The 21,988-nt window shown below is 73.7% G+C and carries 27 protein-coding genes; 8 read left to right on the top strand and 19 right to left on the bottom strand.

Features of this window, described 5'->3' with window-relative positions; all coding sequences use genetic code 11:
- Nucleotides 1–36: 36 nt before the first annotated feature.
- From rpsB to O7611_RS05155, 3 genes are all read right to left on the bottom strand, one after another.
- Nucleotides 37–903, bottom strand: a complete 867-nt coding sequence (gene rpsB, locus O7611_RS05165; protein ID WP_194799737.1) for a 30S ribosomal protein S2 — start codon at nucleotides 901–903, stop codon at nucleotides 37–39.
- Nucleotides 904–1,231: 328 nt separating this feature from the next.
- Complete coding sequence (locus tag O7611_RS05160) at nucleotides 1,232–2,281, bottom strand: hypothetical protein (RefSeq protein WP_194799736.1); 1,050 nt, start codon at nucleotides 2,279–2,281, stop codon at nucleotides 1,232–1,234.
- A 91-nt stretch (nucleotides 2,282–2,372) separates the two neighbouring features.
- Complete coding sequence (locus O7611_RS05155; RefSeq protein WP_194799735.1) at nucleotides 2,373–2,534, bottom strand: hypothetical protein; 162 nt, start codon at nucleotides 2,532–2,534, stop codon at nucleotides 2,373–2,375.
- Nucleotides 2,535–2,672: 138 nt separating this feature from the next.
- Here O7611_RS05155 and O7611_RS05150 point away from each other — a divergent pair, with 138 nt between their 5' ends.
- From O7611_RS05150 to O7611_RS05140, 3 genes are read left to right on the top strand one after another with little or no spacing between them, the layout of a single operon-like run.
- Complete coding sequence (locus tag O7611_RS05150; RefSeq protein ID WP_194799734.1) at nucleotides 2,673–3,032, top strand: YraN family protein; 360 nt, start codon at nucleotides 2,673–2,675, stop codon at nucleotides 3,030–3,032.
- Nucleotide 3,033: 1 nt separating this feature from the next.
- Complete coding sequence (locus tag O7611_RS05145) at nucleotides 3,034–4,554, top strand: YifB family Mg chelatase-like AAA ATPase (RefSeq protein ID WP_269696294.1); 1,521 nt, start codon at nucleotides 3,034–3,036, stop codon at nucleotides 4,552–4,554.
- Nucleotides 4,551–5,732, top strand: coding sequence for a DNA-processing protein DprA (locus tag O7611_RS05140; protein WP_194799724.1), 1,182 nt, complete (start codon nucleotides 4,551–4,553; stop codon nucleotides 5,730–5,732). Before O7611_RS05145 ends, O7611_RS05140 begins: the two co-directional genes overlap by 4 nt.
- Nucleotides 5,733–5,737: 5 nt before the next feature.
- Here O7611_RS05140 and O7611_RS05135 read toward each other — a convergent pair whose 3' ends face one another.
- Nucleotides 5,738–6,079 carry a hypothetical protein gene (locus O7611_RS05135; RefSeq protein ID WP_269696293.1) on the bottom strand — a complete coding sequence of 114 codons (342 nt, stop codon included), beginning with the start codon at nucleotides 6,077–6,079 and terminating at the stop codon, nucleotides 5,738–5,740.
- A gap of 441 nt (nucleotides 6,080–6,520) precedes the next feature.
- Between O7611_RS05135 and O7611_RS05130 the strand changes: the two genes are divergently transcribed.
- Both O7611_RS05130 and O7611_RS05125 read left to right on the top strand, forming a co-directional pair.
- Complete coding sequence (locus tag O7611_RS05130) at nucleotides 6,521–7,507, top strand: tyrosine recombinase XerC (RefSeq protein WP_194799836.1); 987 nt, start codon at nucleotides 6,521–6,523, stop codon at nucleotides 7,505–7,507.
- Between the two features lie 48 nt (nucleotides 7,508–7,555).
- Entirely contained in the window at nucleotides 7,556–8,737 is a 1,182-nt protein-coding gene (locus tag O7611_RS05125) for an aminotransferase class V-fold PLP-dependent enzyme (RefSeq protein WP_194799722.1), read from the top strand.
- Here O7611_RS05125 and O7611_RS05120 read toward each other — a convergent pair.
- The gene (locus tag O7611_RS05120) at nucleotides 8,671–9,369 is read right to left on the bottom strand and encodes a murein hydrolase activator EnvC family protein (protein WP_442929326.1); all 699 of its coding nucleotides are present in this window, start codon (nucleotides 9,367–9,369) and stop codon (nucleotides 8,671–8,673) included. The two genes, O7611_RS05125 and O7611_RS05120, sit on opposite strands and share 67 nt — an antisense overlap.
- Nucleotides 9,370–9,500: 131 nt before the next feature.
- Between O7611_RS05120 and O7611_RS05115 the strand changes: the two genes are divergently transcribed.
- A complete protein-coding gene (locus O7611_RS05115) occupies nucleotides 9,501–10,160 on the top strand; it encodes a methyltransferase domain-containing protein (RefSeq protein ID WP_269696292.1) in 660 nt (219 codons plus the stop codon).
- The gene (locus tag O7611_RS05110; protein ID WP_269696291.1) at nucleotides 10,157–11,263 is read left to right on the top strand and encodes a sulfite oxidase; all 1,107 of its coding nucleotides are present in this window, start codon (nucleotides 10,157–10,159) and stop codon (nucleotides 11,261–11,263) included. The genes O7611_RS05115 and O7611_RS05110 overlap by 4 nt, the downstream gene beginning before the upstream one ends.
- 24 nt (nucleotides 11,264–11,287) lie before the next feature.
- Here the strand turns inward: O7611_RS05110 and O7611_RS05105 are convergent, their stop codons facing one another.
- The 12 genes from O7611_RS05105 to proS all read right to left on the bottom strand — a co-directional run bounded on the left by O7611_RS05105 (nucleotide 11,288) and on the right by proS (nucleotide 19,587).
- Nucleotides 11,288–11,611, bottom strand: a complete 324-nt coding sequence (locus O7611_RS05105) for a DUF2469 domain-containing protein (protein WP_011905215.1) — start codon at nucleotides 11,609–11,611, stop codon at nucleotides 11,288–11,290.
- A complete protein-coding gene (locus tag O7611_RS05100; RefSeq protein ID WP_194799718.1) occupies nucleotides 11,608–12,483 on the bottom strand; it encodes a ribonuclease HII in 876 nt (291 codons plus the stop codon). The genes O7611_RS05105 and O7611_RS05100 overlap by 4 nt, the downstream gene beginning before the upstream one ends.
- On the bottom strand, nucleotides 12,477–12,944 hold the full coding sequence (locus tag O7611_RS05095) for an NUDIX hydrolase (protein ID WP_269696290.1): 468 nt from the start codon (nucleotides 12,942–12,944) through the stop codon (nucleotides 12,477–12,479). Before O7611_RS05095 ends, O7611_RS05100 begins: the two co-directional genes overlap by 7 nt.
- Before the next feature lie 90 nt (nucleotides 12,945–13,034).
- Nucleotides 13,035–13,667, bottom strand: a complete 633-nt coding sequence (gene lepB, locus O7611_RS05090) for a signal peptidase I (protein ID WP_269696289.1) — start codon at nucleotides 13,665–13,667, stop codon at nucleotides 13,035–13,037.
- On the bottom strand, nucleotides 13,664–14,548 hold the full coding sequence (gene lepB, locus O7611_RS05085) for a signal peptidase I (protein ID WP_194799715.1): 885 nt from the start codon (nucleotides 14,546–14,548) through the stop codon (nucleotides 13,664–13,666). Before lepB (O7611_RS05085) ends, lepB (O7611_RS05090) begins: the two co-directional genes overlap by 4 nt.
- Nucleotides 14,549–14,716: 168 nt before the next feature.
- Nucleotides 14,717–15,076, bottom strand: a complete 360-nt coding sequence (gene rplS / locus O7611_RS05080) for a 50S ribosomal protein L19 (protein WP_013284591.1) — start codon at nucleotides 15,074–15,076, stop codon at nucleotides 14,717–14,719.
- A 143-nt stretch (nucleotides 15,077–15,219) separates the two neighbouring features.
- Nucleotides 15,220–16,008, bottom strand: coding sequence for a tRNA (guanosine(37)-N1)-methyltransferase TrmD (trmD, locus tag O7611_RS05075; RefSeq protein WP_194799714.1), 789 nt, complete (start codon nucleotides 16,006–16,008; stop codon nucleotides 15,220–15,222).
- 27 nt (nucleotides 16,009–16,035) lie between these two features.
- Nucleotides 16,036–16,575 (bottom strand): ribosome maturation factor RimM, encoded by a 540-nt coding sequence (gene rimM, locus O7611_RS05070; protein WP_194799713.1) that lies wholly within the window; start codon nucleotides 16,573–16,575, stop codon nucleotides 16,036–16,038.
- Complete coding sequence (locus O7611_RS05065; RefSeq protein ID WP_026268109.1) at nucleotides 16,575–16,835, bottom strand: RNA-binding protein; 261 nt, start codon at nucleotides 16,833–16,835, stop codon at nucleotides 16,575–16,577. The genes rimM and O7611_RS05065 overlap by 1 nt, the downstream gene beginning before the upstream one ends.
- Nucleotides 16,810–17,268 carry a 30S ribosomal protein S16 gene (rpsP, locus tag O7611_RS05060; RefSeq protein ID WP_018786330.1) on the bottom strand — a complete coding sequence of 153 codons (459 nt, stop codon included), beginning with the start codon at nucleotides 17,266–17,268 and terminating at the stop codon, nucleotides 16,810–16,812. Before rpsP ends, O7611_RS05065 begins: the two co-directional genes overlap by 26 nt.
- Nucleotides 17,269–17,510: 242 nt before the next feature.
- Complete coding sequence (locus O7611_RS05055; RefSeq protein ID WP_269696288.1) at nucleotides 17,511–18,179, bottom strand: DUF402 domain-containing protein; 669 nt, start codon at nucleotides 18,177–18,179, stop codon at nucleotides 17,511–17,513.
- Nucleotide 18,180: 1 nt separating this feature from the next.
- Nucleotides 18,181–19,587: a proline--tRNA ligase gene (gene proS / locus O7611_RS05050; protein WP_194799712.1), complete on the bottom strand. Its 1,407-nt coding sequence runs from the start codon at nucleotides 19,585–19,587 to the stop codon at nucleotides 18,181–18,183.
- 75 nt (nucleotides 19,588–19,662) lie between these two features.
- Here proS and O7611_RS05045 point away from each other — a divergent pair, with 75 nt between their 5' ends.
- Nucleotides 19,663–20,256: a TetR/AcrR family transcriptional regulator gene (locus tag O7611_RS05045; protein ID WP_194799711.1), complete on the top strand. Its 594-nt coding sequence runs from the start codon at nucleotides 19,663–19,665 to the stop codon at nucleotides 20,254–20,256.
- A gap of 42 nt (nucleotides 20,257–20,298) precedes the next feature.
- Here the strand turns inward: O7611_RS05045 and O7611_RS05040 are convergent, their stop codons facing one another.
- Together O7611_RS05040 and O7611_RS05035 are read right to left on the bottom strand one after the other, a co-directional pair.
- Nucleotides 20,299–21,378: an amidohydrolase family protein gene (locus tag O7611_RS05040; RefSeq protein WP_194799710.1), complete on the bottom strand. Its 1,080-nt coding sequence runs from the start codon at nucleotides 21,376–21,378 to the stop codon at nucleotides 20,299–20,301.
- 18 nt (nucleotides 21,379–21,396) lie between these two features.
- Nucleotides 21,397–21,975, bottom strand: a complete 579-nt coding sequence (locus O7611_RS05035) for a Uma2 family endonuclease (protein ID WP_194799709.1) — start codon at nucleotides 21,973–21,975, stop codon at nucleotides 21,397–21,399.
- Nucleotides 21,976–21,988 lie beyond the last annotated feature (13 nt).

Below are 21,988 nucleotides of genomic sequence, written 5' to 3'. Positions count from 1 at the left end.
GCCGGGAACCCGGACGGTGGGGACGCGACGGCGAGATCACTCCGCGGAGGCGGTCGCCGGCTGCTCGGCGGCCGGCGCGGCCGGCTCGGCGGCGGCGGGCTGCTCGTCGGCCTTCTTCGGCTCCTCGAGCAGCTCGCGCTCCCACTCGGCCAGCGGCTCGTCGGCGGCGACCTGGCCGGCCTCGGGCTTCTCGTCCGCGCCCCGGTTGCGGCCGGAACGGGCGATCAGACCGTCGGCGACGGCGGCGGCGACGACCTTGGTCAGCAGCTCGGCCGAGCGGATGGCGTCGTCGTTGCCCGGGATCGGGAAGTCGACCTCGTCCGGGTCGCAGTTGGTGTCGAGCACCGCGATCACCGGGATGCCCAGCTTGCGGGCCTCGTCGACGGCGATGTGCTCCTTCTTGGTGTCGACGATCCAGACCGCGGCCGGGAGCTTCTGCATGTCCCGCAGACCACCGAGGGTCTTGGTGAGCTTGATCTTCTCGCGGGAGAGCTGGAGCGTCTCCTTCTTGGTGTAACCGGCGGCGGTGCCGCTCAGGTCACCCAGGGCCTCCAGCTCCTTCATCCGCTGCAGCCGCTTGTACACGGTCTGGAAGTTGGTCAGCATGCCACCGAGCCAGCGGTGGTTCACGTACGGCTGGCCGACCCGGGTCGCCTGCTCGGCGATGGCCTCCTGGGCCTGCTTCTTGGTGCCGACGAACAGGATGCTGCCGCCACCGGCGACGGTGGTGCGGACGAACTCGTACGCCTTCTCGATGTAGTCGAGCGTCTGGCGCAGGTCGATGATGTAGATACCGTTGCGCTCGGTGAAGATGAAGCGCTTCATCTTCGGGTTCCAGCGGCGGGTCTGGTGCCCGAAGTGCACACCGCTTTCCAGCAGCTGACGCATGGTCACGACGGCCATGGTGGGTTACTCCTACGTTGTCCCTGGTTGTCCGTCCAGCCGGCGGCCGGACGCCTGGCGCCCGGTCGCCGGCCAGGGTGGGCCCGGTACGTCAGACCGGGACCAGGGAGGCCGTCGCCCCACGGAGGAGACCGTGGAGAGGGCACGCGAGGTCGACCGCGCGAGGCGGTCGCCAGTCGACCAGTGTACGCGCCCTCTCCGCTGCCCGGCCCCCGGGTGCGGAGGCCGGCGTGATCGACTCCAGGTGCGCCTTGATCGACTCCAGGACGGCGAAGTGGCGGCGTCACCCTGTCGGTGACACCGCCACTCCGGCGTACTGGGGTCGGGCTCAGCCGGCCGCGAGGGCGGCGGCGAGGAAGAGGACCAGGCCGACGGTCAGGTAGGCGGTCGGCGGGCGCAGCCAGCCCCGGCTGCCGTCGGCGAGCGCCAGCCCGCCGGTGCGCAGCCCGTACAGGCCGGTGCCGAAGATCGGCAGACCCACCACCAGGAAGATGCCCACCACCACGTGCGACGTCGACACCGGGTCGCCGAACAGGCCGTGCAGCAGCACCCGCACCGCCGGCACCTCCAGCACCAGCACCAGCGCCGCCAGCAGCACCGCCAGCGCGGGGCGCCGGGTCCGGTAGACGCCGTCGCCGGGCGGCGGACCGTCCGGTCGGGGCATGAGTGCCGGCATCGGGCCGGTCGGCATCTCCAGCGGGTTCGGGGTCGCCGCCGGCTGGGCCGGACCACCCGGACGCTCGCCGATTCGCAGCGGAGTGGCCTCGCCGGGGTTCAGCCGTGCCGCGGCGGCCGTTTCGGCCCCGCCGTCGGCACCAGGCGCCGGCTCGACGACCGGGTAGCCGCCGATCGGGCTGAGCCGGGGCTTCTCGACGCCGGCAGCAGCGCTCCGGGCGTCGGCGCCGCCCGCCGGGTCGCTGCCGTGGACGATGAGGCCGTACGGGTCGGCACCGGCCGGTGCGGCGCCGGTCAGCGGGGCGGTTGCCGGCGCACCGAGCGTGCTCGACAGCGGGTTACCGTGCGCGGCGGTGCCGAGCGCGTCGACGCCGCTGCGGGACACCGCGCCGAGCGGGTCGGCCGCCGACTCGCGTGCCGCGCGACGGCCGGCGCGCGACCCGGGCAGCTCACCGGAGACCTCCGGGTCGTCCGGCCGCTGCGACCGCCAGCTGCTCGTGTCGTCCACCAGCGGATCGGCGGCGGAGTACCGGCCCGGCTCGGCGTACCGGCTGTCACCGGCGCGCTGCTCGGGCGTGCGGTAGTCGTCGTCGCGGTAGCGGGGCTCGCCCGCGGCGCGCCAGTCCGACTCGTATCCCCGGTCGCCCCATCGCGACCCCTGCTCATCCTCGGAATAGCTGCGTCGTCCGTCCACGACCGGCACGGTATGCGACGGGCTCCAGCCGCGCCATTCGGGCCTCCCGAGGATCGGCCCAGGTCAGCGCCGATATCGCCGGGTCGCCGACAAAACACGCTCAGTAGCCGTACGGCGTGAAGATCGGCGCGACGTCCGGGTAGGGGAAGTCGCCGGGGAGCGCGAAGCCGAGCGAGCGCTCCACCGCCGGCCAGTTCGGTGGCGCGCTCGACCGGGCGGGAGGCGGCACCATCCGCGCGAGCCGCTCGACGTACCGATTCATGCAAGCCTCACGTCTCTCCCGCGCTCTCCGTAGCAGATCGGAGTCATGATCGTCGTTCCGTCCACAGGCGGCACCTTGTCCACAGGGCGGCCCCGCACGACGCCCCCGCTCCCGTCCGCCGGTCGCATCCTGGCCGGCATGACGAACCGGAACCGAGCCGTCGGGGCGTACGGCGAGCGGTGCGCGCTACGGCACCTGATCGAGACGGGCCTGCGCCCGGTCGCCCGCAACTGGCGCTGCCCCGAGGGCGAGATCGACATCATCGCCTGGGAGGGCCCGGTCCTGGCCATCTGCGAGGTCAAGACGCGCCGTACCGAGCAGTTCGGCTCCCCCGCCGAGGCCGTCGTACCGGCCAAGGCCCGCCGGCTGCGCGGCCTGGCCGCGCGCTGGCTCGCCGAGACCGGCACCACCGCCGACGAGGTCCGCTTCGACGTGCTCTCCGTCCGGCTCCCGCTCACCGGCCCCGCCCGCGTCGAGCACGTCCGCGGCGCGTTCTGAGATGGGGTACGCGAAAGTGCTGAGCGTCGGCCTGGCCGGAGTCGCCGGACATCTCGTCGAGGTCGAGGCCGACCTGGCGCCCGGCCTGCCCGCCGTGATCATCTCCGGCCTGCCGGACACCGCGCTTCACGAGGCGCGCGACCGGGTCCGCGCCGCGATCGTCAACTCCGGCCAGAAGTGGCCCAACCGGCGCATCACGCTCAACCTGCTTCCTGCCACACTGCCGAAGTACGGCTCGGCGTTCGACCTCGCCATCGCGCTCGCCGTCCTGGCCGGCTCGGGTGAACTGCCACCGGTCGCGCTTGACGCCACTGTCGTGCTCGGTGAACTCGGCCTCGACGGCACGGTACGCCCCGTCCGCGGCACGCTGCCGATGGTCGCCGCCGCCGCCCGCGCCGGGCACACCCGCGTCGTCGTACCCGCCGGCAACGCCGCCGAGGCGGCAGTCATCCCGGGCGTACGCGTGCACGCGGTCGACACGCTGCACCGGCTCGTCGCCCACGTCCGCGACGGCAGCCCGCTGCTCGCCCCGCCCGCCCACGTCCCGGCCGGCGGCACGGCCGGGCCCGACCTGGCCGACGTGGCCGGGCAGCCGCTCGGGCGGCGCGCGCTGGAGATCGCCGCCGCCGGTGGCCACCACCTCGCACTGCTCGGTCCGCCCGGCGCCGGCAAGACCATGCTCGCCGAACGGCTGCCGTCGATCCTGCCCGAGCTGGACGACGAGGCAGCCCTGGAGGTGACCGCGCTGCACTCGATCGCCGGTCTGCTGCCACCCGGCGGCGGGCTGTTGCGCCGTCCCCCGTTCCAGGCGCCGCACCACACCGCCACGGTGCCAGCGCTCGTCGGAGGCGGTTCCGGGCTGGCCCGGCCCGGCGCGGTGTCGCTCGCCCACCGCGGGGTCCTGTTCCTGGACGAGGCGCCCGAGTTCAGCAAGGGCGCGCTGGAGGCGTTGCGGCAGCCGCTGGAGAGCGGCCGGGTGCGGGTGGCGCGTACCCGGGGCGCCACCGAGTACCCGGCCCGCACCCAACTGGTGCTGGCGGCCAATCCCTGCCCGTGCGCGAAACCGTCCGGCGACGTCGACTGCGAGTGCCCGCCGCCGGCCCGGCGACGCTACCTGGGGCGGTTGTCGGGTCCGCTGCTCGACCGGGTGGACGTGCAGGTCCAGCTGAAGGCGGTACGCGCGGCGGAGCTGCTGAGCACCGGCGCCGCGCAGGAGTCCTCGGCCACCGTCGCCGCCCGGGTGGTCGCCGCGCGGCACGCCGCCGCCGAGCGCTGGACGGCCACCGGGCACCGGGTGAACGCCGACGTCCCCGGCCCGTACCTGCGCCGGCCGCCGTGGCACCTGCCGGCCCGGGTCACCACGGATCTGCGCCGCCGGCTCGACACCGGTTCGCTGTCCGCGCGCGGCTACGACCGCGTACTCCGGCTCGCCTGGACCATCGCGGACCTGGACGGGCGGGACCGGCCCGGCCACGACGACGTGGCGGAGGCCATCCAGCTCCGGACCGGGCAGGGCGCGTGAGCGCCGACGATCGCCGGCTGGCGCGGGTCGCGCTCACCTGGCTCGCCGAACCCGGCACCCGGTCGGTGTACGCCCTGGTCGAGCGGCTCGGCCCGGTCGCCGCACTCGATCTGCTGCTGTCCGGCGGGGCGCCGGAGCGGACGCTGCGGTCGGCCGTCGCGGCGCGCGGCGCTGCCGGGGACGCCCGGGCGGTCGCCGCCGACGCGCTGGCCCGCGGCGAACGGCTCGGGGCCCGGCTGGTCACCCCGGACGACGACGAATGGCCCGCCCAGGTCGGCGACCTGCGCCGGCTGGCGCTCTCCGGGGCCACCCGGCGGGTCGACGTGGAGACCGATCCGCCGCTCTGTTTCTGGGTACGCGGAGCGTGGCCGCTCGATGAGGCGCTGGCGCGCTCGGTGGCGGTCGTCGGCGCGCGGGCGGCCACCCCCTACGGCGCGCACATCGCCACCGAGCTGGGCTACGGTCTCGCCGACCGGGAGTGGACAGTCGTGTCCGGCGGGGCGTTCGGCATCGACGCCGCCGCGCATCGCGGGGCGCTGACAGCGGGCGGGCGCACCGTCGCCGTGCTCGCCTGCGGCGTGGACCGCCCGTACCCGATGGGCAACGCCGCGCTGTTCGACCGGATCGCCGAGACCGGCCTGCTGGTGAGCGAATGGGTTCCGGGCGCGGAGCCGTTGCGGCCCCGGTTCCTCATCCGCAACCGGGTCATCGCGGCGGCGACGAACGGCACTGTCCTCGTCGAGGCCGCCGCCCGCAGCGGCGCCACCCAGACACTCAACCGGGCGCTCGGCCTGCGCCGCCCGGCGATGGTGGTGCCCGGGCCGGTCACGTCAGCGATGTCCGTCGGTGGCCACGAGGTGCTGCGGGAACGGCCGGAGGCACGGCTGGTAGCGAACGTCGCGCACGTGCTGGAGGAGGTGGGACGCATCGGGTACGACCTGGCCCCGCCCGCCCGGGCGCCCGAACGCCCCCGGGACCGGCTCGACGAGGAGGCCACCCAGGTGCTGGAGGCGCTGCCCCGCCGCCGGGCCCTCGACCTGGAGAGCATCGCCGCGCGGGCGGGCGTCGACCTGCGTACCGCCATGCGCAAACTGTCCATGCTGGAGGAACTGGCGATGGTGGTACGCCGCGACGACGGATACGCACTCGCACCGCCCCCACCGGTCGCCCGTTGGTGAGCGCGTCAGTCGCCCTCGAACCGGATCTCGGCGTCGCGGCGCTCGGCACATCGGCGGACGAGCCGGGCCAGCCGGTGCACGTGGTCGACCTCCGCCGGCGCCCCGGCCACCTCGGCCAGGCACCGCAGCTCGGCGAGCAGTTGCGGCATCCGCTCGGCGCTCACTGTCAGCTCACCGAGCGGGTCGACGCGGTCCAGCAGCCGGGTCCGCCCGCCGCCCCGGACACGCTTGAGCAGGTCGAGCAGCACGTCCTGCGGGTCTGCGACGGCCTCGATCGAGACATACGCGGGCCGGCGACGACCGGTGCCCGCCGATATCTGCCGGTAGAGGACGGCGTCCACTCCCACTCTCGGCCTCCTCGTACCGGCGTCACCGTCACGGGGACGCACTGGCCTGATCGCGGCCGGATCGGCCTCCGTCGGGGCCGGCTCGGCCGCGCTGCCCGCCGGTCGCCGCACCGGAGCGTGCCGCAGAATGAGTTTCCCCTGTCCAGACCGGCTTCTGCCACCCCGCTCAGCGCGTCGTCACGCTTTCCACGCCGGAAGGACGCGGCCGACGTGGCGGACGGCACAGCCCACGGGCGACGGCCGACCCGCCGCGAAGGCGGGAGCGACAGCCGGGCGGCACGGCGAGGTGGCGGCACGGCGACGGGCGGCGCTCCGGCCTTACGCTGGGGCGGTGATCGCCGTCCGCCTCCGCCGCCGCGACCGTGTGCGCCCGGACCGGGTGCCGCGGTGAGCAGACGGCAGCGCGGCACCCGGGACGCACACGAGGAACTGCCGGCCTCGATGCGCGAGGCGGTGGACGACTTCGCCGATCATCTGTCGCGGGTGCGCAACCGCTCCGTCCACACCGTCCGGGCGTACGTCACGGATCTCGTGTCGCTGCTGGATCACGCCGTCCGGATGGGCTGCGCCGAACTGCCGGAGCTGGACCTCGCCGTGGTGCGCAGCTGGCTGGCGAAGCAGCGGACCGTGGGAGCGGCCCGGACGACGATGGCGCGACGCGCCGCCGCGGCCCGGACGTTCAGCGCCTGGGCGCACCGCACCGGCCTGCTCGCCGACGACGTGGCCGCGCCGCTGGCCAGCCCTCGCGCCCGGCGGGAACTGCCCACGGTGCTGCGCGCCGACCAGGCCGCCGCCCTGGTGGAGGCACCGTCGCAGCGCCCGGGCCCGCCCGAGGCCGACCGCTCGACGGTCCACCCCGACGGCGCCGGGCTCGGACGCGACCACGCAACGGCCCCCGAGGCGGCCGGCGACGGACCGCCCGACGCGGTGCTGCTGCGCGACCGGCTGCTGCTGGAACTGCTCTACGGCACCGGGGTACGCGTCAGCGAGGCGTGCGGCCTCGACGTCACAGACGTCGACCAGGCCCGCCGGGTGGTACGCGTGCTGGGCAAGGGCGGGCGGGAGCGGTCGGTGCCCTACGGAGTGCCGGCCCAGCGGGCGCTCGACGCCTGGCTGCGCGACGGCCGGCCCACTCTGCTGACCCCGGGCTCGGGCCGGGCACTGCTGCTCGGAGCTAGGGGCGGGCGGCTCAACCCGACCACCGCGCGGCGGATCGTGTCCGGCTGGGCCGGGGCCGCCGGGGTACCGCGGGTCACGCCGCACGGGCTGCGCCACTCCGCAGCGACGCACCTGCTCGAAGGAGGCGCGGACCTGCGCGCCGTGCAGGAGCTGCTGGGGCACTCGTCGCTCGCCAGCACCCAGATCTACACGCACGTCTCGGTGGAGCGGCTCCGCGCCGCGTACCGCCAGGCACACCCCCGCGCCTGACCACCGAATGCGGCCGGCGCATGATCCATCCCGGGCTAGGATCGGTGCATGACGGTGCCGCAGCCGCCCGAGCCGATTCCCGGGGCTCGGCTGCTCTTCTCCCTCGATCCCTCCGTCAGCCATCTCAACCACGGCTCGTTCGGCGCCGTACCGATCGCCGTGCAACGCGCCCAGCAGCGCCTGCGCGACGAGATGGAGGCCAACCCGCTGCGGTTCTTCACGCAGGGCCTGGTCGACCGGATCGCCCACGCCCGCCGTCACCTGGCCGCGTTCCTCGGCGCCGACCCGGACGGCACCACGCTCGTCGGCAACGCCACCACCGGCGCGGCCGTGGTGTTGCAGTCGCTGGCGCTGCGCCCCGGCGACGAGATCGTGACCACCGACCACGGGTACGGGGCGGTGGCGCTCTCGATCGCCAGGGAGTGCGCCCGCACCGGGGCGGTGCACCGCACGCTGCCGGTGCCGTTGACCGCCACCGACGAGGAGGTGGTCGAGATCGTCCGCACCGGGCTGCGGCCCGGGCGTACCAGGCTGCTGATCGTCGACCAGCTCACCTCGCCGACCGCCCGGCTTTTCCCGACCGCGGCGATCGTCGCGGTGGCCCGGGAGCAGGGCGTGCCGGTGCTGGTGGACGCCGCGCACGCGCCGGGCATGCTGCCGGCCACCGTCGCGTCGGTAGGCGCCGACTTCTGGGTCGGCAACCTGCACAAATGGGCGTACGCGCCACGCGGCACCGCCGTACTCGTGGTGGCGCCGCAGTGGCGGGAGAAGATCCAGCCGCTCGTCGTCTCGTGGGAGCAGGACAGCGGCTTCCCGGTCCGTGTCGAGTGGCAGGCGACGCTCGACTACACCGGCTGGCTGGCCGCGCCGGTGGGCCTGTTCACGTTGCGCAGCCTCGGCGTGGACCGGGTACGCGCGCACAACGCGGCGCTGGCCGCGTACGGGCAACGGGTCGTCGGGGACGCGCTCGGTGTGGCGCCGGAGCGGCTGCCGGAGCCCGGCGGACCGGCGGTCGCCATGCGGCTCGTGCCGCTGCCGCCCGGTGTCGCGACGACGCTGGACGCGGCCCGGGAGCTGCGGACCCGGATCGCCGACCGGCTCTCCGCCGAGGTGTCGATCGCCGGCTGGAACGGGCGCGGCTACCTGCGGTTGTGCGGACAGGTCTACAACACCCCCGACGAGTACGACCGGCTGGCCGTCCGGCTGCCTGCGCTGCTCGCCCAGGGCTGAGCGACACGCCCGATCACCCGGCGAGGTCGGCGGACGGGGTGCAGCGGCAGCAACCGGACGCGACCGAGCCCGAGCAGGGCCAGCGGATCGAGGTACTCCGCGTCGCGTCGCAGTCCCCAGTGCAGGCAGGCCGCCTCCACGCACCCGGGATGCCCGGCGAGCAGGACGCCGACCGGCGTGCCGGCGTCCACACGGGTACCGGCGGCGAGCCGGGAGCGGACCGGTTCGTATGTGGTGCGCAGCCCGTCGGCATGGCCGACGGTGAGCACCGGCCGGCCGGCGACGGTGCCGGCGAACAGGACGGTCCCGGCGCCGGCCGCCAGCACCGGCGCGCCCGGCTCGGCGGCGAGGTCGACACCCCGGTGCCCGGACAGCCAGGGCTGCGGCGGCGGGTCGAAGCGCCGCACCACCCGGGGCGCGCCCGGCAGCGGCCACCGGAACCGCCCACCGGGCGCACCCCGAAGTCCCGCAGCCGAGCCGCCCGTCGCCGAAGCACCAGAAGCCGGGGCATCCGCAGGTAGCCCCGACACCGGCCCGACCGAGGCCGGCAGCGTCGCCCGGGAAGACGCGGAGGGCCCCGGCAGGCAGACGACGAGGAACAACACCACTGCGTAAGAGATCGAGGAACGCACGCGAGCACCCTGCCCGGCCCGGGCACCCTCCCGCGCACCCCACCGGCCGGCCCTGTGGACGACGCCCTCACTGTGGACGAGCGCCGAATTCGGGGCCGATCTGCTACGGCCCGGACGCCTATGCTGGCCGGGTGACGAAGGACTGGTACGCCTGGCACAGCGACTACGACCAGCCCGAGTCCGCACTGGCCCGGCGGCTCGCCGAGGTGCGGCAGCGTGTCTCCGACGCCCTCGACGCCGCGCCGGCCGGTCCGCTGCGCGCGCTGAGTCTCTGCGCGGGTCAGGGCCGTGACCTGATCCCGGTGCTGGCCGCCCATCCGCGGGGCGCCGACGTGACCGCCCGCCTGGTCGAGCTGGATCCGCGCAACACCGATCCGGCCCGCCGTGCCGCCGCCGACGCCGGGCTCACCGGCGTCGAGGTGGTGACCGGGGACGCCTCGCTGACCGACCGGTACGCCGATCTGGCCCCGGCGGATCTGGTGCTGGTCTGCGGCATCTTCGGCAACATCAGCGACGACGACATCCGGGCGACGGTGCGGCACTGCGCCTCGCTCTGCGCCACCGGCGGCACGGTGCTGTGGACGCGGCACCGGCGCGAGCCGGACCTGGTGCCGGTCATCTGCGAGTGGTTCGCCGAGGAGGGCTTCGAGCCGGTCGCGGTGGGCAGCCCGGCCGACGGTGTGGGCGTCGGCGCGCACCGCTTCACCGGCACGCCCCGCCCGCTGACGCCCGGGGTGCGGATGTTCACGTTCGTGGGCTACGACGTGCTGGAGCGGACGGAGCAGGAATGACCACTGTGGACGACGTGAGCCGGCCCTCCCGGGTGGCCGGGCCGGACGAGGCGATCAGCGCCGAGGAGCTTCAGCTCGCCGCGCGCAACCACGGCATCCCGCTGGAGGCGCTGCGGTACGACGTGACCCCGGCGGGCCTGCACTACCTGCTCATCCACTACGACATCCCGGACGTCGACCCGGCGGCGTACGCGCTGAACGTGTCCGGCGCGGTCGAGCGTCCACTGCGGCTGGACCTGGCGGCGCTGCGCGACCGGCCCCGGGTGACCCACCGCGTGACGCTGGAGTGCGCCGGCAACGGCCGGGCGCTGCTGCATCCCCGCCCGGTGAGCCAGCCCTGGCTGGTGGAGGCGGTGGGCAACGCCGAGTGGACCGGTACGCCGCTGGCGCCGCTGCTGCGCGAGGCCGGCCTGTCCGGCGACGCGGTGGACGCGGTGTTCACCGGCGCGGACCACGGGGTGGAGCGCGGCGTCGAGCAGGACTACCAGCGGGCGCTGCCGGTCGCAGACGCGCTGCGTGAGGAGGTGCTGCTGGCGTACGAGATGAACGGCGCTCCCCTGCTGCCGCAGCACGGCGCGCCGCTGCGCCTGATCGTGCCCGGCTGGTACGGCATGGCGCACGTGAAGTGGCTGCGCGACATCACCGTGACGACCGAGCCGTTCGACGGCTACCAGAACGCGGTGGCCTACCGGCTGCGGCGCGACGCCGACGACCCGGGTGTGCCGGTGACCCGGATCGAGCCGCGTGCGCTGGTGCGTCCGCCCGGGTTCCCGGATTTCATGTCCCGCACCCGGGTGCTGCGGCCCGGGCCGTGCACTCTGGACGGCCGGGCCTGGTCCGGCCACGCGCCGGTGATCTCAGTCGAGGTGACGACCGACGGCGGTGGGACGTGGACGCCGGCGGTCCTGGACGAGCCGGCCGGAGGCGAGTGGGCGTGGCGCCGCTGGTCGGTGAGCTGGACGGCGACGCCGGGGCGGTACGTGCTCGGCGCCCGGGCGACCGACGCGTCGGGGCGTACCCAGCCGGTCGAGCAGCCGTGGAACCGGGGCGGGTTCGCGAACAACCTGGTACAGCGGGTCGAGGTGGTCGTGCCGGCGGAGTGATCTCCGGCGTTCAGCCGCCTGCGGTCAGCTCCCGAATCCGGAATCTGCGGGAAGCGAGATGTCGGGCTTTTCGAGCTCTTCCACATTGACGTCCTTGAACGTCATCACTCGCACATTCTTGACGAAACGGGCAGGGCGGTACATGTCCCACACCCAGGCGTCGTGCATCTCGACCTCGAAGTAGACCTCGCCGTCGGAGTTGCGCACGTGCAGGTCGACCTGGTTGGCCAGGTAGAAACGGCGCTCGGTCTCCACCACGTAGGAGAACTGGCGGACGATGTCCCGGTACTCCCGGTAGAGCTGCAGCTCCATCTCGGTCTCGTACTTCTCGAGATCTTCCGCGCTCATCGCACTCCGCCTTCCATGACCACATCTTCCCCCACCGACGCCGGAGGTCGCGGCTGCTCGCCCAACGCCACGCCGACGGTACCCCCTGACGCGCCGCAGCGCCCCATCGGCTCGTCCGGGCGGCCGGCGAACGCGCCGGGCCCGAGACCCGGCAGCCCTGCTACGGGCTCGGGCGACGGTGCGTCGGTGCCCGCCGGGCGGCGGGCGCGGGGAGGCCGGCCGTCCCGTCCGGAGACGGCGGCCACGTTCACGTACGAGAAGCGGTGTTCCCGGCAGGGCCCGAGCGCGCGCAGGGCGGCGCTGTGCTCGGCGGTGATGTAGCCCTTGTGCTCGGCGAAGCCGTAGCCGGGGAACCGCCCGTCCAGTTCCACCATCATCCGGTCCCGGGTGACCTTCGCCAGCACGCTGGCCGCCGCCACGCACGCGGCCACCCGGTCACCCTTCCAGACCGCCAGGCCCGGCACGTCCAGCCCGTCGACGCCGAAGCCGTCGGTCAGCACGTACTCCGGGCGGGTGGTGAGCGAGGCGAGCGCCCGGCGCATCGCGGCGAGGTTGCACACGTGCAGCCCGCGGGCGTCGACCTCCTCGGCCGGGATGACCACCACGGCGTACGCCAGGGCCCGTGCCACCACCTCGTCGTAGACGCGCTCGCGGGCGGCGGGGGTGAGCAGCTTCGAGTCGGCCAGCTCGTCGATCTCGCCGCGCCGGCCCTCGGGCAGGATCGCGGCGGCGGCCACCAGCGGCCCGGCACAGGCGCCTCGACCGGCCTCGTCGGCGCCCGCCACGTGCCGGAAGCCGCGCCGTTGCAGGGCCCGCTCCAGCGCGTAGAGGCCGCCGTCGCGGCGTACCACGGTGCGCGGCGGAGTCAGCATGCGCCGCCTCCCGACAGCACGGCGCCGAGCCAGCCGGGCAGGTCCGGTGGGTAGTAGCGCTCGGTGCTGGTGGCCAGCTCGGCGACCGGCCACCAGCGGTGCCCGTGCACGCTCGCCCGCTCGACGTCGGTGAACCCGGCGGTGTCGACCTCCCAGCCCGTCACCCGGACCAGGTAGAACTGCTGCTCCTGGCGGTACCAGACGCCGTCGAACGGGAACTCGACGGTGTCCGACCAGACCGGCGCGCCCAGCTCGGCCGGGGCCAGCCGCAGGCCGGTCTCCTCGGCCAGTTCCCGGGCGGCGCCGTCGGCCGGGGACTCCCCCGGGTCCAGCCCGCCGCCGGGGGTGAACCAGTACCGGTGACCCGGCCGGGCCGGATCACTGCCCTGGAAGAGCAGCACCCGGTCGGACGCGTCGACCAGCAGCACCCGGGCCGCGCGACGAGGGGTGTAGACGGTCACCGCACCAGCCTGCCAGACGCCTGCGACGAACGACCACGCCCTCCCGCCGGCCGCGCAGGGCCGGCGGGCCGGAGCGTGGCGCGAGCCTGCTCAGGGATTGGGGATCCCGTCGAACTGCTTCGGAACGCTGAGCCAGGTCGCGCGGCTGACCGGCCAGAAGATGGTGAAGGCCCGGCCGACGACCTCGCCCTCGGGGATGGTGGCGACGTTGATGTCCTCGCCCGACTGCTGCCAGTGCTCCAGCGAGTCGCCGGACGCCTCCCGGTGGTCACCCATGACCCACAGGCGCCCCTTCGGCACGGTGATGTCGAAGTCCTGGTCGGCGGGCTTGTTGCCGGGGAAGATGAACGGCTCGTCGATCGGCTTGCCGTTGATGACCAGCCGCTCCTGGCCGCCGGTGCGGTCGCAGCAGACCACGTGATCGCCGCCGACGCCGATCACCCGCTTGATGAAGTCCTCGCCGTCGGGGTTGCCGCTCCACTCGATGGGCGCCTTGAAGACGATGACCTCACCCCGGTGCGGCGAACGGAAGTCGTAGACCAGCTTGTTGACAAGCACCCGATCGTCGATCTTGAGGGTGTTCTCCATGGACGGCGACGGGATGAAGAAGGTCTGCAGCACGAAGGCACGCACCAGCACCGCGACCAGGATCGCCACGCCCAGGAGGATGGGCAGCTCCTTCCAGAAGGAGCTGCGGGGCTTCTCGGTCTGCTCGTCGATCACGGGTGGAGCCTACGTCGCCGGGTATGCCGCGGTCGCCCCGAACCCGCCAGAACGGTGAGCGTCGCCGCGACCGGGAGGATCAGGACGACGCCGCCGACCGGGTCGGGATCCACCGGCACCGGCCCCGGCGCCGCCGCGGCGTCCGCGCGCGGCACGCTCGAGAAGGTCTCCGGTACGGGCAGACTCGTCCAACGCTGCGAGGGCCAGACGATCATGAAGGCGCGGCCGACCACGTTCTCGATCGGCACCGGTCCCTGACATCGGGCGTCCTGCGAGACCAGCCGGTGGTCACCCATCACGAAGATCTGCCCCGGTGGCACCACCACCTCGGTGAACTGCCGGGACCGGCACTCCTTCGGATTGGGTGGCAGCTCGACCGGGGAGTCCTCGGAGACGTACGCCGTCTCGTCCAGCGGCACCCCGTTGACCACCACCCGGCCGTCGTCGCAGCACCAGACCTTGTCGCCCGGTACGCCGATGACGCGCTTGATGAAGTCCTTCTCGCCGGGGCGGCTGACGCCCACCAGGTCGCCGAGTGTGCGGCCGACCCGGCCGGCGAAGTTCGTCGGCGGCGCGGGCGCCTCCTGGGCGACCCAGCGGTCGGTGCCCCGGAACACCACCACCTCGCCACGGATCGGGTCCCGGACGTCGTAGACGACCTTGTTGACGAGCACCCGGTCACCGACGAGCAGCGTGTCCTCCATCGAGCCGGAGGGGATGAAGAACGCCTGGAGCAGGAACGTCCGGATCAGCACCGCGAGGCAGAACGCCACGATCAGCAGCAGCGGCAGCTCCTGCCAGAGCGGCATCTGGCGGCGGCCGCGGCGGGCCCGCCGGCGCCAGGGATCGACGGCGCCGTCCTCGTCAACCATCTGCACCATGCCACTCTCCGGTCCGCGGAAACGACACTACCGCCCGGGAGTCTCCTCGGAGACCCCACGGGCGGTAGTGGACCGTTTCGCACCGTCCGGCTGCGCCCGTACCGACCAGGGTAATGCGGTCTGGTCGATACGACATCCGCGCAGCCCGGGCGGCGTGGCGAACGCGGATCAGTTAGCCGGCTGCTTCTCCCGCAGCTCCTTGATCTTGGCCTTCTTGCCGCGCAGCTCACGCAGGTAGTAGAGCTTGGCGCGACGCACGTCACCGCGGGTCACGACCTCGATCCGGTCGATGCCCGGGCCGTTGAGCGGGTAGGTCCGCTCCACGCCGACACCGAAGCTGACCTTGCGGACCGAGAAGGTCTCGCGCAGGCCGTCGCCCTGGCGGCGGATGACGACGCCCTGGAAGATCTGGACCCGGGAGCGGTTGCCCTCGACGACCCGCGCGTGCACCTTGACGGTGTCACCGGCACGGAAGTCGGGCAGGTCGGTACGCTTCGACTGGGCGTCAAGGGCGTCCAGGATGTTCATCGCTGTGTCCTCGTGAGGCTCACGGCGCATCGTCACTCGATGCGCGGATGGGTGATTCTGACCCCCGGGTGGTGACCGGCGGGACCGGCCCCGGTCGGGGGTCCTCGCAGCCGCCCACGGCGTGGACGGATGCGGCAACCCCTCTACTTTGCCACATGCCCCGGTGGCGGGGAAAATCCGCCCCGGTCCAGCGTCGCCCGGTCCCGCTCGTCGAGCGTCTCCGGGGCCAGCGCGCCGATCATGTCGGGGCGCCGGGCCGCGGTCCGCAGCAGCGACTCGTCCCGCCGCCAGCGGTCGATCCGGGCGTGGTCGCCGGAGCGCAGCACCTCGGGCACGTCCAGCCCGCGCCAGCTCGCCGGCTTCGTGTAGAGCGGGGCCTCCAGCAACCCGTGCGCGTGCGACTCCTCGTCCAGCGACCCGGCGTTGCCGAGCACACCGGGCAGCAGCCGGGTGACCGCCTCCAGGATCACCAGCACGGCCACCTCGCCGCCGAACAGCACGTAGTCGCCGAGCGAGACCTCGGTCACCGGCATCCGGGTCGCCGCGTGGTCCAGCACCCGCTGGTCGATGCCCTCGTAGCGGCCGCAGGCGAACAGCAGGTGCGACTCGGCGGCCAGCTCGTGCGCCAGGGCCTGGGTGAACGGGACGCCGGCGGGCGACGGCACGAGCAGCCGGGGCAGCGTGTGCCCGTCCGGGCTCAGCTCGCCGGGCGCCAGCGCGTCCAGTGCCTCACCCCACGGCTCCGGCCGCATGACCATGCCCGGACCGCCGCCGTAGGGCGTGTCGTCGACGGTGCGGTGCACGTCGTGGGTCCAGGTCCGCAGATCGTGTACGGCCAGCCGCAGCGTGCCGTTCGCGCGGGCCTTGCCGATGAGCGACAGGTCCAGCGGGGCGAAGTACTCGGGGAAGATCGACACGATGTCGACGCGCATGCGGTGGCTCCAGCCGGAGGTCGAGAGCTAGAGGTCGAGCAGGCCACCGGGCAGGTCGACGACGACGCGACCGCCGGCCAGATCCACCTCGGGCACGATCGCCTTGACGAACGGGACCAGCGCGGTACGCCCCTCGGGGCGCCGCAGCACCAGCATGTCGGACGCGGGCGCGTGGTCGATGCGGGCCACCTCGCCCACGTGCTCGCCGTCGCGGGTGACCACGGCGAGCCCGACCAGCTGGTGGTCGTGGAACTCCTCCGGGTCCTCCGGCGGGGCGACGTCGGCGCTGTCCACGCCGAGCAGCGTGTTGCGCAGCGCCTCGGCGACGTCGCGCTCCAGCACGCCCTCGAAGGCGACGAGCAGGCGGCCCTGGTGCCAGCGGGCCGACTCGACGGTGAGTGTCGGCGGCACCCGCCAGGCACCGGGCTCCGACGGGGTGGCCCCCGGCTCGGTGGTCAACACCGAGCCGGGGGCGAACCGTGCTTCGGGCTCGTCGGTACGCACCTCCACGGTGACCTCACCGCGGATGCCGTGCGGCTTACCGATCCGGCCGACGACGAGAAGCATCAGTACGAGTCGACGATGTCGACGCGTACCCCACGCCCGCCGATGGAGCCGATCACCTGGCGCAGCGCCTTGGCGGTCCGGCCGGACCGCCCGATCACCGTGCCGAGGTCCTCGGGGTGCACGCGGACTTCGAGGCGCTTGCCCCGACGGGAGTCGACCATGCGCACCCGGACGTCGTCCGGGTGGTCGACGATGCCCTTGACCAGGTGCTCCAGAGCGGGACGCAGCGGCATGTCAGGCCTGCTCGCCGGACTCGGCACCGGTCTGCTCCTCGGCCTTGGGGGCCTCGGCCTTCGGCTCCTCCGCCTTGGCGGCGGCCTTCTTGGCCGGCTTCGCCGGGGTGTCCGCCACGCCGGCGGCGGCCTTCGCCTCGGCCTCGTACGCCGCCTTGCGGTCGGCCCGCTCGGGGGCGACCTTCAGCGGCGGCGGGGCCGGCAGGCCCTTGAACTTCTGCCAGTCACCGGTCAGCTCCAGCAGGCGCTGCACGGCCTCGCTCGGCTGGGCGCCGACCGAGAGCCAGTACTGGACCCGCTCCGACTTGACCTCGATCACCGAAGGGTCTTCCTTCGGCTGGTACACACCGACGAACTCGATCGCGCGACCGTCACGCTTGGTGCGCGAGTCGGCGATGACGATGCGGTACTGCGGGTTGCGGATCTTGCCCATCCGCAGGAGCCGGATCTTTACGGCCACAGTTGTTTCGCTCCTGTTGCGATCTCACCGGCCCGTACGGGCGGTGTGGCGGGTGAGCGCCGACCGGCACAGTGGGGTTTGGGCCGGAGACTGCTCGGTGAACTGGCGACGCGCCCGGGTTAGAGGGCGCCGGACGCGTGCCGGATACCAGCGAACCATTCTGCCAGATCCGGACCGGAACTCTCACACCGGACCCGGACACCACGCCCGGGGCAGCCCGGACCGTGACCGAGGACACTCGTTCAGCGCACCGGCGGGCGGTCCCAGCCCGGCGGAAGTTCGTCCGGTACGTCCCATTCGGCGGGCGGGGTGAAGTCGCACCAGGTGCCGTCGAACGGGGACTCCCCCGCCTCGGCGATCCGGATCACCCGCTCGCCCTCGGCGCGTACCGCCTTCTCGTCTGTCACCCAGTAGTGCTCCGGGAACGCCAGCCGCTCGGCGAACTCGTCCTCGTCCTTCCACTCCCAGCTCAGGTCCGGGTGGACCACGACGTCGAGGTCCTGGTCGACCATGTCGACCCCGGCCACCGTGCCGTCGTCCCAGCGGACGCCGGGCTCCTCCAGGTTGACGTACCAGTTCTGGAAGCGGCCGGCGGCGTCGCGGAACCACCAGACCGAGTGGGCCGCGCCGGTGGGCAGGAACTTCAGCACCGGCGGGCCGTTCCACAGCCCCTGCGCGAGCCGGTAGGACGACGTCACCCACTCGGCGAACGGCACGGCCCGCATGCCCAGGCCGGCCTCCGTCACCTCGTGCGCGACGGGCGCTGTCCGCGCCACCCAGAGCAGCAGGCCACGCTCGTCGTCGGAGACCACGCGGGCCGACCGGACCCAGCCGATCCGGCCGTGCCGCACGTTCCGGTGCAGGATCAGCCGCCCCGGCGCGAACCGGCCGGCCGGATCGCCGGGCCGCATCTCAGTACGCGCGGGCGAGGATCGCCACCAGGTCGGGCTCGTCCTCCGAGTCCGGCACCGAGCCGTCGGCGCGCACCAGGCAGCGGACCGTCACGCCCTGGCCGTTCGCCTCGGCCTCGCCCTCGACGCCGACCGCCGACCACGGCACCCGCGCCCAGCCGGTGGCGGACGCCTCGATCGCCTCGGCCAGCGTCGACACCTCGACGGTGCGGGACCGGCGGAACTCCAGCGCCTGGTCGTGCAGTGCCCGCTGGTCGGCCTCCAGCGCGGCCACCACCGCGCCGACCACGTCGGCCACCGGCGTCGGGGCCTTCGAGCCGTCCGTACGCCGGACCACCACAGCGTTGCCGGCGGCCAGGTCACGCGGGCCGACCTCGACGCGGACCGGGTAGCCGCGCAGCTCGGCGTCGACGGCGCGGCGGCCGAACGCGGTGTCGGTCCGGTCGTCGAGCGCCACCCGCACCCCGGCGTCGCGCAGCGCGTCGCACAGCTTGGCCGCCGCCTGGCTCACGCCCTCGCCGTCCTTGACGATCATCACGTACGCCTGGACCGGCGCCAGCTTCGGCGGCACCCGCAGCCCGTTGTCGTCGCCGTGGCACATGATCAGGCCGCCGAGCATCCGGGTGGAGGTGCCCCAGGAGGTGGTCCACGCGTGCTCCCGGCCGCCCTCGGCCGACGAGTAGCTGATGTCGAACGCCTTGGCGAAGTTCTGGCCCAGCTCGTGGCTGGTGCCCAGCTGGAGCGCCTTGCCGTCGCCCATCATGCCCTCGCACGTGTACGTGGCGGTGGCGCCGGCGAAGCGCTCCCGGGCGGTCTTCAGGCCCACCACCACCGGGATGCCGAGCACGTTGACCATCAGATCCTCGTACGCCTCGTGCAGGATCCGCCGCGCGTAGGCGCGGGCGTCGGAACGGGTGGCGTGCGCGGTGTGCCCCTCCTGCCAGAGGAACTCGCTGGTACGCAGGAAGATCCGCGGGCGCAGCTCCCACCGGACCACGTTCGCCCACTGGTTGAGCAGCAGCGGCAGGTCGCGGTACGAGTCGATCCACTTGGCCATGAACTCGCCGATGACCGTCTCGCTCGTGGGCCGCACCACCACCGGCTCGGCGAGCTGCTTGCCGCCACCGTGCGTGACCACCGCCAGCTCCGGCGAGAAGCCCTCGACGTGCTCGGCCTCCCGCTTCAGGTAGCTCTCCGGGATGAACAGCGGGAAGTACGCGTTCTCCGCACCCGCCGCCTTGATCCGGGCGTCCATCTCGGCCTGCATCCGCTCCCAGATGGCGTAGCCGGCCGGTCGGATCACCATGGTCCCCCGGACCGGGCCGTTGTCGGCCAGCTTCGCCTTGGCGATCAGGTCCTGGTACCAGCGGGGAAAGTCCTCCGCACGGGGAGTGAGCACGCGTGCCATGACCGCACATCCTATGCGTCCCGTGACGGGTCGGCGCAGCCGGGCGCGGAACAGCGCCCGTAGACTTCGATCACCATGTCTAAGCCCAGGAACGTCACGCCGGTGCGCGACACGATCGTCGACGCCGCCCGCTCGCTGACCGTCACGACCGGCTGGGCCGGGGTCCGGATGGGTGCGGTCGCGAGCGCGGCGGGGGTGAGCCGGCAGACGGTCTACAACGAGTTCGGCACCAAGGCGGGCCTGGGCGAGGCGCTGGCCCGGCACGAGGTGGACCGGTTCGTCGGCCAGGTCCGGTCCGCGCTGGACGAGCACGACTCCGACGTCCGCGCGGCCGCGTACGCGGCGATCCACCGCACGCTCGCCTCGGCCGCCGAGAACCCGCTGGTGAGGGCGGTGCTGACCAGCACCCGGGGCGGCTCGGAGGAGTTGCTGCCCTACCTCACCACCCGGTCCGAGCTGGTGCTCGCCGAGGCCGCGCGGGCGCTGCTGGAGTGGACCGGTGAGCGTCTGCCCGACGCCGATCCGGCGGCCCTGGCGTTCGCGGCGGACAGCGTCGTACGCCTGGTGGTGAGCCACATCGTGCTGCCCGGTGGCCCGGTGGACGAGACCGCCGACCGGCTGGCCGACCTGGCGGTACGCCTGTTCCTGACGGCGGCGACGGCCCGCTAGGGCCGCCGACGGCGGCCGGTCACCACCGCCACCGACCGCAGGTCAGCGGACGACCCGGCCGCGCAGCACGATCCGGCTGGGGGCGCGGACCACGCGCAGGTCGCGGCGCGGGTCCTCGGGGTAGACCACCAGGTCGGCGAGACCGCCCTCGACCAGCCCGGGGAAGCCGAGCCACTCCCGGGCCCGCCAGGAGGCGGCGGCGAGCACGTCCGGCGCGGACATCCCGGCCTGCTCGTGCAGCAGCAGCATCTCCTCGGCCGCCAGGCCGTGGTCGATGCCCCCACCCGCGTCGGTGCCGACGTAGATCGGCACGCCCGCCTCGTGCGCGGCGCGCACCACCTCGGGGAAGCGGTCGCGCAGGGCGAGCATGTGGTCGGCGTACCCGGGGAACTTGGGCCGGGCCTGCTCGGCGATGTGGCCGAACGTCCGGATGTTGATCATCGTGGGGACCAGCGCGGTGCCCTGCCGGGCCATCAGGTCGATCAGGTCGAGGCTCAGCCCGGTGCCGTGCTCCACCGAGTCCACCCCGGCCCGCACCATGATCTCCACCGCCGACTCGGAGAACGTGTGCACCGCCGCGCGTACGCCGGCGGCGTGGGCGGCGGCGACCGCCGCGGTCATCGTGTCGGCGTCCCAGGCCGGCGCCAGGTCGCCCACGCCCCTGTCGATCCAGTCGCCGACCAGCTTGACCCAGCCGTTGCCGGCCGCGGCCTGCGCGGCCACCGTCGCGGCGACCTCGGCAGCGCCGACCTCCACGCCGATGTCGCGCAGGTAGCGCTTCGGCGGCGCGACGTGCCGGCCCGCGCGGGCCAGTCGCGGCAGGTCCGGCTCGTCCTCCAGTTCGGGGTACGGGTACGGCGAGCCGGCGTCGCGGATCGCCAGCACGCCCGCGTCCCGGTCGATCCGGGCCAGGTCCCGTGCCTGGTCGAGCGAGGTGATCGGGCTTCCGCCGCGGGCGATGCCGATGTGACAGTGGGCGTCGGTCAGGCCGGGCAGCACGAAGCCGCCGTCGGCCACCGTCTCGGCGCCGGGCACCGGTTCGAAGGTGACCCGGTCGCCGACCAGCCAGACGTCCCGGACCTCGTCGTCGGGAAGGAACACACCGCGCACGTGCAGAGCCATGTGCACAGTCCTACCCGATCAGCCCTCCTCGCCGGCGAGCAGGTCGTTGCGGCGCGCGGTCAGCGCCGGCAGATCGATCGAGACCTTCCACGGCCGTGCGGTGACGAACACGTCGTCTGTCTGACCGACCTGCTTGTACTCGAGGTTGGCGCCGAGCGCGTACTCGGTCAGCGTGATCTTCTCCTTGATGGGGTCGAGCACCCAGTAGGAGCGGACGCCCGCGTACGCGTAGACCCTGGCCTTGTCGTACATGTCGCGGAAGGTGGAGGTCGGCGAGATGACCTCGACGGCGAGCACCGCGTCCTCGACCGGCAGCGGGCTCCGGTTGGCGTTACCCCGCACGACCGCGACGACGTCCGGCCGGGGCTCGTTCCGGTGGTCGACCCGCATCGACAGGTCGATGCCGACCTGGTACTCCTTCGGGCAGTTGACCTCCAACGCGAGCAGGAGACGGACACACATGTCCTGGTGCAGCAGAGTGGGCGACGGCACGATCAACCTTCCGTTGATCAGTTCGTACGGAAGGTCCTTGGGCAGTTCGCCCAGGTCGTCGACCGTCCACTCGTGCCGCTCCGGCAGGATCGGGGCCGCGGTCATTGACATCTCCTTC

The organism is Micromonospora sp. WMMC273 (assembly GCF_027460285.1).
Lineage (GTDB): Bacteria > Actinomycetota > Actinomycetes > Mycobacteriales > Micromonosporaceae > Micromonospora > Micromonospora aurantiaca.
Note: the sequence above shows the minus strand (reverse complement) of the source record. Positions and strands in the feature narration are given on the sequence as shown.